Below are 11,998 nucleotides of genomic sequence, written 5' to 3'. Positions count from 1 at the left end.
TGACACATGACGTCACTTCGTCACAACAGCGGATCCGAGAGCGATCCCCGCGACGCCTACCTCGACGCCGCCCGCACCTGCATCCTCGACGTCGGCTGGCGCCGTACGACGCTCACCGAGGTCGCGCGACGGGCCGGCGTCTCGCGGATGACGATCTACCGCTCCTGGTCGGACATGCAGCAGCTGCTCGGCGACCTGATGACGCGCGAGTGGTCCGGCGTGGTGACCGCGATCGTGGCCGACGAGGACGCCTCCGCGTCGCCCGTCGACCGGCTGGTCTCCGACATCGTCGGGACGGTCCGCACGCTCCGCGAGAACGAGCTGTTCCTCCGCATCGTGGAGCTCGACCCCGAGCTGCTGCTCCCCTACCTGCTCGCGCGCCGCGGCCGCTCCCAGGACGCGATCCTCGCCCTCACCACCGAGGCGATCCGGGCCGGCCAGGCCGAGGGCCGGATGCGGGCCGGCAACCCGGTCGCGATCGCCCGCGGCCTGCTCCTGGCCGCCCACGGCTTCGTCCTCTCCGCCCACACCATGGTCGACGGCGACGCCTCCGAGGACGAGCTCGACGCCGAGCTCGCCACCCTGCTGACCCGGAGCCTCACGCCATGACCGGACCCGCCACCCTCATCACCCCCGGGCTTGCCGACGCCCCCGCCGACGTCGACCTCGTCGTCATCGGCCTGGGCATCACCGGCGTCGGGGTCGCGCTCGACGCGGTCACCCGCGGCCTGACCGTGCTCGCCGTGGACGCCCACGACCTCGCCTTCGGCACCTCGCGCTGGTCGAGCAAGATGGTCCACGGCGGGCTCCGCTACCTCGCCCAGGGGCAGGTCGGCGTCGCCCACGAGAGCGCCGTCGAGCGCGGCATCCTCATGGAGGTCACCGCCCCTCACCTCTCCCACGCGATGCCGATGCTGGTGCCCCTCAACTCCAGCGTGACCACGTTCCAGGCCGCCGTCACCCGCGCCGGCCTGATCGCCGGCGACGTGCTCCGCCGCGGCGCGCGCACCTCGCCCGAGACCCTCCCCCGGCCCCGCCGCGTCTCGGCCACCGAGGCGCTCGCCCTGGCGCCGCCGCTGCGCCCGTCCGGCCTCCGCGGCGGCCTCCTGTCGTGGGACGGCCAGCTCGAGGACGACGCCCGCCTCGTCACGACCATCGCCCGCACCGCCGCCCAGCACGGCGCGCACGTCCGCACCCGTGCCCGCGTCCTGTCCGCCACCGGCAGCCAGGTGCACCTGCGCGACGAGCTGACCGGCGCCACGTCCACCGTCACGGCCCGGGCGGTCGTGAACGCCACGGGCGTCTGGGCCGGCGAGCTGGTGGAGGAGGTCACCCTCCGCCCCAGCCGCGGCACCCACCTCGTGCTCCGCGCCGAGAGCCTCCCCGGCCTCCAGGTGAGCGTCTTCGCCCCGGTCCCCGGCTCGACCAGCCGCTTCGTGCTCGTCCTGCCCCAGCCCGACGGGACGGTGTACGTCGGCCTCACCGACGAGCCGACCGACGGCGACATCCCCGACGTGCCCGAGCCCACCGAGCCCGAGATCGGCTTCCTCCTCGACGTCGTGTCGGCCGCCTTCGCCCGGCCGTTGCGTCGCGACGACGTGGTCGGCGCCTTCGCCGGCCTGCGCCCGCTCATCGACGCCGGCGACGGCTCGACCGCCGACCTCTCGCGGCAGCACGCCGTGCTCACCTCGGCCTCCGGCGTCGTCACGATCGTCGGCGGCAAGCTCACGACCTACCGCCAGATGGCCGAGGACGCCGTCGACGCCGCGGTCACCCAGGGCCACCTCGAGGCGAGCCCCTGCCGCACCCGCCACCTGCCGATCAGCGGCGCCGACACCCGCGTCCGGCTCGCGCTCCTCGAGCAGCCGGCCCGGCTCGTGCGTCGCTACGGCACCGATGCCGAGCTGGTCCTCGCCAACGCCCGCGAGGTCACCGGGCTCCCCGACGAGGAGCTGCTCGCCCCGGTCAGCGACCGGGTGCCGGTCACCCTGGCCGAGCTGGTCTTCGGCGTCACCCACGAGGGTGCGGCCGACGTCGACGACCTCCTCGACCGGCGCACCCGCGTCGGACTGGTCCCCGAGGACCGGGCCGCCGCGCTGCCCGCCGCCGTGCGCGCCCTGGAGCTGGTCGAGAAGCACCGCGCCGGTCACCGATGAGTCCGGCCCGTTCCGCCGGTCTGCCCCACGAGGCAGACTGGACGAGGACGAGGGAGCGACCATGACCGCGGGCACGAGCACCACCAGCACCACCCCCAGCACGGACGAGCTGCAGGACTTCCCCACGCTGACGGCGCGCTACCAGCGCGAGCTGCTCGCGCACTGCTACCGGATGAGTGGCTCGGTCCACGAGGCCGAGGACCTCGTCCAGGAGACGTTCCTGCGGGCCTGGAAGGCCTCGGCCGACTTCCAGGGCCGGTCCTCGGTCCGCACCTGGCTCTACCGGATCGCCACCAACGTCTGCCTCACCAACCTCGAGGGCCGACCCCGCCGTCCGCTCCCGACCGGCCTCGGCACCGCCGACGCGCTGCCCGGTGACGAGCTCCGGGAGAACGGCGAGATCGCCTGGCTGGAGCCGGTCCCCGACGCCGCCGTCGTGGTCGCCGAGCGCGACTCGATCCGGCTCGCCTTCGTGGCCGCACTCCAGCACCTGCCGGCCCGCCAACGCGCGGTGCTGATCCTGCGCGACGTGCTCCGCTGGACCGCCGCCGAGGTCGCCGAGGCCCTCGACACCACCGTCGCCGCGGTCAACTCCGCCCTGCAGCGCGCCCACGCCCAGCTCGCCGCGCGCGGCCTCACCGAGGACACCGTCCAGCCCGACCTCAACGCCGAGCAGCGCGAGCTGCTGGACCGCTACGTCGAGGCCTTCTGGCGCAAGGACGTCGACACCATCGTCTCGATGCTGACCGCCGAGGCGGTCTGGGAGATGCCGCCGTTCACGAGCTGGTACGTCGGCCCCGACCACATCGGCGACCTGATCGGCAACCACTGCCCGGGCGGCAGCTTCGACATGCCGATGCTGGAGACGTCCGCCAACGGCCAGCCGGCGTTCGGCCTCTACATGCGCACGCCCGAGGGCGACTTCGTGCCGTTCCAGCTCCAGGTGCTCGAGCTCGACGACACCCGCGTCCGGCACGTCAGCGCCTTCTTCGACACCAGCCTGTTCGCCACCTTCGGCCTCCCCGCCCGGCTGCCGGCCGACTTCCGGGACGCCGCGGACCACCGGTGACCCCGCGGCTCGAGGCCGCGGTCGAGCTGCTCGGGCGGTCCCTCGTCTACACGCGCGGGGCGCTCGAGGGCGTCGGCCCCGACCTGCTCGACCGGCCCACGCCCTGCTCGGCCTGGACCCTGGACCAGCTGCTCAGGCACATGGAGGACGCCCTCGACGCGTTCACCGAGGCCGCGGGCGGCGCGGTCTCGGTCCGCCGACCCGCGAGTCCGGTGCCCCGGGTCTCGACCCTGCAGGACAAGGCCTGCGCACTGCTGGGCGCCTGGTCGCACGCGGCGCGGGCGGCGCGAACCGCCGGCCCGGACGTGGTCGTCGGCGACGTCGAGGTCACCAGCGAGGTGCTCGTGGCGACCGCCGCCCTCGAGATCACCGTCCACGGCTGGGACGTCGCCCAGGCCACGGGACGTCGTACGCCGATCCCCGCCGATCTCGCCGCCGACCTGTTGCCGGTCGCGCACCGGGTGGTCGACCCGACCGACCGCGGCCTGCGCTTCGACCGGGCCCGGTCCGCCGCGGACGACGCGGGGGCCGACATCCACCTGCTGGAGTTCCTGGGCCGACACCTATCTGGTCCAGCTCGGCAAAATCGCGGCGGAACGAGCCCGCATCCGGACGCCGCTTCCTAACCTTCGAACATGCAGGCCCCGGACGCGACCGAGACCGACGCCACCCGCGTCACCGCGGTCATCGGGCTGGCTCGGGCCGGGCAGGTCACCGAGGCCCTGGCCGAGCTGGACGCGCTCCGGGCGTCCGGACCGCTGCCACCTCGCGAGCAGGTCATGCTGCTGGCGATCGGCCTGGAGTGCCGGCTCGCCCGCGGGGACGTCGGGGACGCGCTGGCGCTCGGGGAGGAGCTCGGGGACTTCCTCGAGGCGACCGGCCCGGTCGGGGCGATCGCCCACCACGCGCGGGGCGAGCTGGCGTCGGCGCTCAACGAGCTCGAGTCCGCCCTGCACCACTTCGAGGAGGCCGGGAGGCGGATCGGGCCGGCCGACGACGACCCCGAGGTGCTGCCGTGGCGGGCCGGCCTGGCGCTGGCGTCCCTCCGGCTCGGACGGCGCCGGGACGCCGCCGAGCTGGCCCGGGAGCACCTCGGGCACACCCGCCCGTCGGGGTCGGCGTACGCCCGGGCGCAGGCGCTGCGGACCCTGGCCACCGCCGACGCCGCCGGCGACCGGGTGGCGCTGCTGCGCGAGGCCCGCGCCGTGATCGACGGCACCGGCGCGCGGCGGCTCGGCGCCCAGATCGACACCGACCTGGCGGGGCTCCTGCTCCTGCCGGGCGACACCCACGAGGCCGAGGCGCTGGCGCTGCTCCGCTCTGCCGAGGAGTACGCCGGACGGCAGGAGCTGTGGCCGCTCCAGGGTCGCGTGCGGCGGCTCCTCGAGCGGCTCGGCGAGACACCGCGCCGCGTGCAGGGAGAGGCGCTCGCCGCGCTCACCATGTCCGAGCGGAAGGTCGCCCGGCTGGCCGCCCAGGGGCTGACCAACCGGCAGATCGCCGAGGAGCTCGTGGTCACCGTGAAGGCGGTGGAGTGGCACCTCTCGCACGTCTACCGCAAGCTCGGGATCCGCTCCCGGACCCGGCTCGCGGCCACGCTCGGCACCCCCGGCTGACCGGAGCGGCCTAGCCGAACCACCGCATCGACCGGCCGTGGCCGTGCGTCCACGCCACCGTCTGCCCGTCGACGCCAAGCACGAAGGTCGGCCGCTCCGCGGCCACGTCCGGGCCGGTCGCGGTCACCCGCGGCAGCACCCGCTTGCCCTCGTTGGAGACCCAATGGCAGCGGCCCTCGGCGACCAGCCCGGTCATCAGGTCGTGGAAGCGCTCCCGGTCGTCCGGCTCGAGGTAGGCGATCACGGCCGAGTGGAAGACCACGACCGGCGCGTGCGCGGCGGCGCGCTCGACCAGCGCGGGGAGCTCCTCGAGGAGGTCGCCGCGGACCAGGTCGGGCGGGTCGGTGCGGGCCATCTCGATGGCGGCGACGAGCCGCTCGCGGCGGTCGTCGTGCTCGGGCCAGACCAGCGTGGTCAGCCAGCCCATCTCGTCCTCGTCGGTGACGTCGAGCGGGTTCAGGTCGATGCCGCCCCGCCACGCCACGGACGGGATCCCGACCGGACGGTCGAGATCGCCCTTGACCCGGCAGGACAGGCGCGGGCCGACGCCGGCCTCGACCACCTCGTCGACCTCGCCCCCACCGACGGCCCAGGCGTAGGACCAGCGGTCCGGGTAGAGGCACAGGCCCGCGCTCGCCCCCACCTCGAGCAGCGCCACTGGACGACCCCGCGCCACCCGCGCGAACGCCGGCACGAGCGTCGCCAGCCGGCCGACCTCGTTGGTCTGGGTGGCGCGCGCCAGGATCGTGGCGCGGATCGAGCCGTCGTCGCCGAGCAGGGCGTCGCGGAGGCCGGCGTACGGGCCGGGGGCGGGGACGCCGTGCCAGCGCGCGGCCGCGAAGACCAGGTTGGGCTGCTGCTTGATCTGCGGCAGGCCGCCGATCCAGGCGAGCACGTCGGGATCCTCGACCACGCCCCGGGCCCACGCCTCGAAGCACGGGGAGTCCCCGGCGTACGACGCGAAGTCGGCGTACTGCTCGGCCACCCCGGTCCACAGCTCCATGGCGCCATCCTGCCCGGGGCCGCGGACTCAGCCGGCAGGCAGGTTGACGTACGTCGTCTCGAGGTACTCCTCGATGCCCTCGAAGCCGCCCTCGCGCCCGAACCCGCTGGCCTTGACGCCACCGAAGGGCGCCGCCGGGTTGGAGACGAGGCCGGTGTTGATCCCGACCATGCCGTAGTCGAGCGACTCCGCCAGCCGGATCGTGCGGGCCAGGTCGCGGGTGTAGGCGTAGGACGACAGGCCGTACTCGGTGTCGTTGGCCCGCGCGACGGCCTCCTCCTCGGTGTCGAAGGTCGTGATGGGCGCGACCGGGCCGAAGATCTCCTCCGCGTTGATCGCCGACTCGGCCGGCACGTCGAGCAGGACGGTCGGGGGATAGAAGAAGCCGGGGCCGTCGGGGGCCTGGCCGCCGCAGACGACGGTCGCCCCGTCGTGGATCGCGTCGGTGACCAGCTGGCTGACCGACTCGACCGCCTTCTCGTCGATGAGCGGACCGACGTCGACGCCGGTGTCCTGGCCGCGGCCGACGGTCAGGGCGCCCATGCGCTTGCCGAGCTTCTCGGCGAACTCCGCGGCCACCGAGCGGTGCACGAGGAACCGGTTGGCGGCCGTGCAGGCCTCGCCCATGTTGCGCATCTTGGCCAGCATCGCGCCGTCGACGGCCGCGTCGACGTCGGCATCCTCGAAGACCAGGAACGGCGCGTTGCCGCCGAGCTCCATGCTCACCCGCAGGAGCTGCTCGGCGGACTGGCGGACCAGCACCTTCCCGATGCCGGTCGAGCCGGTGAAGCTGACCTTGCGGAGGCGGTCATCGGCCATCAGAGCCTCGCTCACCCCGGCCGCGTCGGTGGTCGGCACGATGTTGAGCACGCCGTCGGGCAGGCCGGCCTCGGCGAGCACGCCGGCCAGCGCCAGCATCGTCAGCGGCGTCTGGTGGGCGGGCTTGACCACCATCGTGCAGCCGGCCGCGATGGCCGGCCCGATCTTGCGGGTGCCCATGGCCAACGGGAAGTTCCAGGGCGTCACGAACAGGCACGGGCCGACCGGCTTCTTCAGCGTCAGCAGCCGGCTGCCACCGGCGGGGGCCTGCATGTAGCGGCCGTGGATGCGCACCGCCTCCTCGGCGTACCACCGGAAGAACTCGATGCCATAGGCCACCTCGCCGCGCGCCTCGGCCACGGTCTTGCCCATCTCCAGGCTCATCAGTGCCGCGAACTCGTCGGCCCGCGCCGTGACCAGCTCGAAGGCGGTCCGCAGGATCTCGCCACGCTCGCGCGGCGGCGTCCGGGACCACGAGTGCTGGGCCTCGACGGCCGCGTCGAGGGCCTCGATCGCCTCGCCCGCCGAGGCGTCGGCGACGGTCGTGATGACGGACCCGTCGGCGGGGTCGATGACCTCGAACCGGTCGCCGCTGTCGGCCTCGCGCCAGGTGCCGCCGATGAGGATGCCGCGCTGGTCCGGAGCCAGCAGGTCGAGTGCAGGAGTGTGAGCGGTCATGGGACCACCCTTGCACCCCAGAGGTTGCCCGAAACAGGGGACAGCGTCGGCGGGTTCGTGGGATTCTACGGATGTCGACCTCGGAGGGAGCACCCTGTCGTCGGCAATGAACCCCTTGCTGACCCCATGCAGCGAGGGGTTCACCCTCGCTCGGCCCCGGGCACGTCCCCACGCATCCGGGCCAGCCATGCACGCACGCGGGGTCGACCGGCCGCTGCCCGGTCCCCCGCGTGCGTGTGAGCACTCCTCTTTCCCCAAATCCCCCCTTGCGCGCGGGCCCCAACAGGAGTTGCCTCGGAGACAGGGCACCCGCACCCGGCCGGTGCCGGGTCGGAGGTGCGTGATGGCCGAGAAGGGAAGCTCCCGGAGAGCATCGGGCCACGATCTGGAGGCGAGCAGCCCCGATCGGATCCGCAACGTCGTGCTCGTGGGCCCGAGTGGCTCCGGCAAGACCACGTTGGTCGAGACCCTGCTCGCCGCCTCGGGCGCCGTCACCCGCGCCGGCTCGGTCCGCGACGGCACCACCGTCTGCGACTTCGAGGAGTCCGAGCAGGCCCACGGCCGCTCCATCTCCCTCGCGGTCGCACCGCTCGTGCACGCCGGCACGAAGGTCAACCTCGTCGACACCCCCGGCTACGCCGACTTCGTGGGCGAGCTCCGGGCCGGGCTGCGGGCCGCCGACTGCGCGCTGTTCGTCGTGGCCGCCAACGAGGGCGTCGACGAGGCGACCCGCGTGCTGTGGGCCGAGTGCGCCGAGGTCGGCATGCCCCGCGCCGTGGTGGTGGCCAAGCTCGACCAGGCCCGCGCCGACTACGACGGGGTGCTGCGCCAGACGCGGGAAGCGTTCGGCGAGCGGGTGATGCCGCTCTACGTCCCGGTCCGCTCCGGCGACGAGGTCGTCTCCCTGACCGGCCTCCTGGCCCCCGGCGACGACGAGCACGAGGAGCTCCGCGGCGAGCTCATCGAGGGCGTCATCGAGGAGTCCGAGGACGAGACCCTGATGGACCGTTACGTCGGCGGCGAGGTGATCGGCGAGGACGTGCTGACCGCCGACCTCGAGCGGGCCGTGGCCCGGGCGACCTTCTTCCCGGTCGTGCCGGTCTGCTCGACCAGCGGGGTCGGCTGCACCGAGCTGCTCGACCTCGTGGTGCGGGGCTTCCCCTCGCCCGTGGAGCATCCCGCCCCGGAGGTCTTCACCCCGGCCGGCAAGGCCGCGGGCACGATCACCTGCGACCCCGACGGCACCCTCGTCGCCGAGATCGTGAAGACCACCAGCGACCCGTACGTCGGTCGCCTCAGCCTGGTCCGGGTCTTCTCCGGGACCCTGCGCCCCGACCAGCCGGTGCACGTGTCGGGTCACGTGACCTCGTTCTTCGGCGACGGCCACGGGCACGAGGACCACGACGAGGACGAGCGGATCGGGGCGCTGGCGCACCCCTTCGGCCGGGCCCAGGTGCCGGCCGGCCGGATCATCGCCGGCGACCTGTGCGCGATCGGCCGGCTGACCCGGGCGGAGACCGGCGACACCCTGTCCCCCATCGAGGAGCCGCGGGTGCTGCGGCCCTGGACGATGCCCGAGCCGCTGCTGCCGGTCGCGATCGTGGCGCACAGCAAGGCCGACGAGGACAAGCTCTCCCAGGCGCTGGCGCGGCTCGGCGCCGAGGACCCGTCGCTGCGGATCGAGAACAACTCCGAGACCCACCAGCTCGTGCTCTGGTGCATGGGCGAGGCGCACGCCGACGTGGTGCTCGAGCGCCTCACCTCGCGCTACTCCGTGCACGTCGACCAGGAGCCGTTCCTGGTCTCGCTGCGGGAGACCTTCTCCGGGCCCGCCAAGGGTCACGGGCGGCACGTGAAGCAGTCGGGCGGCCACGGCCAGTTCGCCGTGTGCGACATCGAGGTCGAGCCCCTGCCCGAGGGGTCGGGGTTCGAGTTCGTCGACAAGGTCGTCGGCGGTGCGGTGCCGCGGCAGTTCATCCCGAGCGTGGAGAAGGGCGTCCGGGCGCAGATGCAGCGCGGGGTCCGCAACGGCTACCCCGTCGTCGACCTCCGGGTCACCCTCACCGACGGCAAGGCGCACAGCGTCGACTCCTCCGACATGGCGTTCCAGACCGCCGGAGCGCTCGCCCTGCGCGAGGCCGCCGCGACGACCACGGTCACGATGCTCGAGCCCTACGACACCGTCACCGTCGTGGTCCCCGACGAGCTCGTCGGGCCGGTGATGAGCGACCTGTCCGCGCGCCGGGCCCGACTGCTCGGGACCGACCAGGCGGGCGACGAGCGCACCCAGGTGCTCGCCGAGGTGCCGCAGACCGAGCTGGTCCGCTACGCCGTCGACCTCCGCTCGGCCACCCATGGTGCCGGCACGTTCACCCGCACCTTCGCCCACTACGAGGCCATGCCCGACGACGTGGCGCGCTCGATCGGCCCGAAGTGATCGACTTCCGGGCGCCGGTGCAGTAGAACTTCCCAGTCCCGGCGCCGCCGGGTGCGCACTGCGTTGCCCTTGGGGGGTTCTGGGATGGTCGGTTATGTCGTGAAGCGCCTGCTCGCCGGAGTGGTGGTGCTCGTGCTCGTCTCCATGGCGATCTTCGCGCTGTTCTGGTACGGCCCCTCGAGCCCGGCCCAGCCGATCTGTGACCACGAGACCAGCAACAAGTGCACCCCCGTCCGGCTTGCCCGGTTCGAGCACCAGCTGGGCTACGACAACCCGATCTACGATGAGTACGGCAAGTTCGCCCAGGGCGTCTTCGTCGGGCGCACGATCACGATCGGCCCCACCGACTACGACTGCCCGGCCCCGTGCCTGGGCTACTCCTACCGCACGAAGGTCCCGGTCTGGGCGGAGATGAAGTCCCGCCTGCCCGCGACGTTCTCCGTGGCCATCGGCGGCGCCTTCCTCTACCTGACCTTCGGCATCCCGATCGGCGTGGCGGCCGCCCGGCGGCGCGGGAGCACGGCCGACAAGGCCCTGGTCTCGAGCTTCCTGGTGATCAGCTCGGTGCCCTACTACCTCTTCGCCCTGCTCGCCTGGCTCTACTGCACCGTCATCTTCGAGGTGCCGGGACTGAGCAACCCGGGCTACCACCCGCTCACCGACAACCCGGCGACGTGGTTCTCCGGGATGATCCTGGCCTGGGTGGCGCTGGGCATCTACGGGTCCACGCAGTTCACCCGGTACAGCCGCGGCGCGATGGTCGAGGCGCTGGGCGAGGACTACATCCGCACGGCGAAGGCCAAGGGCCTGCAGCCGCGGAACGTCGTCTACAAGCACGCCCTGCGGGCCGCCCTGGTGCCGGTCGTGACGATCTTCGGACTGGAGTTCGGCACCCTGCTGGCCGGCACGATCTTCACCGAGCGGATCTTCGACATCCAGGGCATCGGCTTCTGGAGCGTGCAGGCCGTCGGCGCCCGCGACCTGCCGGTCGTGTCGGCGACGGCGCTGTTCAGCGCGGCCGTCCTGATCCTGAGCAACATCCTGGTCGACGTCGTCTACGGCGTCCTCGACCCGCGCGTGCGCCTGTCCTGACGACCGCTCCCCCGCAGCCGGCGGTCAATCACTGCAAGGGGATCGACTTCGCCCGCCCCGTGGAGTAGAACGGCCCCGGTCGCGCGGCTGTCGCGGCACGCCTAGGGGGTTCTCGGAATGTTCGGTTACGTCGTCAAGCGCCTGCTCGCGGGCGTCGTCGTGGTGGGCCTGGTCTCCATGGCGATCTTCCTGCTGTTCTGGTACGGCCCCTCGAGCCCGGCCCAACCCATCTGTGACCGCGAGACCAACAACCGGTGCAGCCCGGCCCGGCTCGCGACCTTCGAGCACTCGCTCGGGTACGACAACCCGGTCTACGAGGAGTACGGCAAGTTCGCCAAGGGCGTCTTCGTCGGCCGCACCATCAAGATCGGCCCGACGGCCTACGACTGCCCGGCGCCCTGCCTGGGCTACTCCTACCGCACCAAGGTCCCCGTGTGGACCGAGATGAAGTCGCGGCTACCGGCGACGTTCTCCGTGGCGATCGGCGGCGCGTTCCTCTACCTGACCTTCGGCATCCCGATCGGGGTGGCGGCCGCCCGACGACGGGGCAGCGTCGCGGACAAGGCCCTCGTGTCGAGCTTCCTGGTCATCAGCTCGGTGCCCTACTACCTGTTCGCCCTCCTCGCGTGGCTCTACTGCACCGTCATCTTCGAGGTGCCGGGGCTGAGCAACCCGGGCTACCACCCGATCACCGAGAACCCCGCCTCGTGGTTCTCCGGGATGCTGCTGGCCTGGGTGGCGCTGGGCATCTACGGCTCGACGCAGTTCACTCGCTACAGCCGGGGCGCGATGGTCGAGGCTCTCAGCGAGGACTACATCCGCACCGCGAAGGCCAAGGGCCTGGCGCCGCGCCGGGTGGTCTACCGCCACGGCCTGCGCGCGGCGCTCGTCCCCGTCGTGACGATCTTCGGGCTGGAGTTCGGCACCCTGCTGGCCGGCACGATCTTCACCGAGCGGATCTTCGACATCCAGGGCATCGGCTTCTGGAGCCTCCAGGCCGTCGGTGCCCGCGACCTGCCCGTCGTGTCGGCCACGGCGCTCTTCAGCGCGTCGGTGCTGATCATGAGCAACATCCTGGTCGACGTCGTCTACAGCATCCTCGACCCGCGGGTGCGGCTGTCCTGATCC

The 11,998-nt window shown here is 73.0% G+C and carries 10 protein-coding genes; 8 read left to right on the top strand and 2 right to left on the bottom strand.

What is annotated here, in order from left to right; translation table 11 throughout:
- Nucleotides 1-6 precede the first annotated feature (6 nt).
- The 5 genes from FB382_RS20330 (at nt 7) to FB382_RS20310 (ending at nt 4,841) form a co-directional block, all read left to right on the top strand.
- A complete protein-coding gene (locus FB382_RS20330; protein WP_182541784.1) occupies nt 7-609 on the top strand; it encodes a TetR/AcrR family transcriptional regulator in 603 nt (200 codons plus the stop codon).
- The gene (locus FB382_RS20325) at nt 606-2,156 is read left to right on the top strand and encodes a glycerol-3-phosphate dehydrogenase/oxidase (protein WP_182541783.1); all 1,551 of its coding nucleotides are present in this window, start codon (nt 606-608) and stop codon (nt 2,154-2,156) included. Before FB382_RS20330 ends, FB382_RS20325 begins: the two co-directional genes overlap by 4 nt.
- A gap of 61 nt (nt 2,157-2,217) precedes the next feature.
- Entirely contained in the window at nt 2,218-3,225 is a 1,008-nt protein-coding gene (locus FB382_RS20320) for a sigma-70 family RNA polymerase sigma factor (protein ID WP_182541782.1), read from the top strand.
- Nucleotides 3,222-3,851, top strand: a complete 630-nt coding sequence (locus FB382_RS20315) for a TIGR03086 family metal-binding protein (RefSeq protein ID WP_182541781.1) — start codon at nt 3,222-3,224, stop codon at nt 3,849-3,851. The genes FB382_RS20320 and FB382_RS20315 overlap by 4 nt, the downstream gene beginning before the upstream one ends.
- A gap of 9 nt (nt 3,852-3,860) precedes the next feature.
- Nucleotides 3,861-4,841, top strand: a complete 981-nt coding sequence (locus FB382_RS20310; RefSeq protein WP_182541780.1) for a helix-turn-helix transcriptional regulator — start codon at nt 3,861-3,863, stop codon at nt 4,839-4,841.
- Between the two features lie 10 nt (nt 4,842-4,851).
- Here FB382_RS20310 and FB382_RS20305 read toward each other — a convergent pair whose 3' ends face one another.
- Both FB382_RS20305 and FB382_RS20300 read right to left on the bottom strand, forming a co-directional pair.
- Nucleotides 4,852-5,844 carry a DUF2332 domain-containing protein gene (locus FB382_RS20305; protein WP_182541779.1) on the bottom strand — a complete coding sequence of 331 codons (993 nt, stop codon included), beginning with the start codon at nt 5,842-5,844 and terminating at the stop codon, nt 4,852-4,854.
- Between the two features lie 27 nt (nt 5,845-5,871).
- Entirely contained in the window at nt 5,872-7,341 is a 1,470-nt protein-coding gene (locus tag FB382_RS20300) for an NAD-dependent succinate-semialdehyde dehydrogenase (protein WP_182541778.1), read from the bottom strand.
- Between the two features lie 343 nt (nt 7,342-7,684).
- Between FB382_RS20300 and FB382_RS20295 the strand changes: the two genes are divergently transcribed.
- The 3 genes from FB382_RS20295 (at nt 7,685) to FB382_RS20285 (ending at nt 11,995) form a co-directional block, all read left to right on the top strand.
- A complete protein-coding gene (locus FB382_RS20295; protein ID WP_182541777.1) occupies nt 7,685-9,778 on the top strand; it encodes an elongation factor G-like protein EF-G2 in 2,094 nt (697 codons plus the stop codon).
- Nucleotides 9,779-9,862: 84 nt separating this feature from the next.
- Nucleotides 9,863-10,870, top strand: a complete 1,008-nt coding sequence (locus tag FB382_RS20290) for an ABC transporter permease (protein WP_182541776.1) — start codon at nt 9,863-9,865, stop codon at nt 10,868-10,870.
- Nucleotides 10,871-10,987: 117 nt separating this feature from the next.
- Nucleotides 10,988-11,995, top strand: coding sequence for an ABC transporter permease (locus FB382_RS20285; protein ID WP_182541775.1), 1,008 nt, complete (start codon nt 10,988-10,990; stop codon nt 11,993-11,995).
- Nucleotides 11,996-11,998: the final 3 nt, after the last annotated feature.

Origin of the sequence: Nocardioides ginsengisegetis (genome assembly GCF_014138045.1) — a bacterium.
In the GTDB taxonomy this organism is placed as follows: Bacteria; Actinomycetota; Actinomycetes; order Propionibacteriales; family Nocardioidaceae; genus Nocardioides; species Nocardioides ginsengisegetis.
Note: the sequence above shows the minus strand (reverse complement) of the source record. Positions and strands in the feature narration are given on the sequence as shown.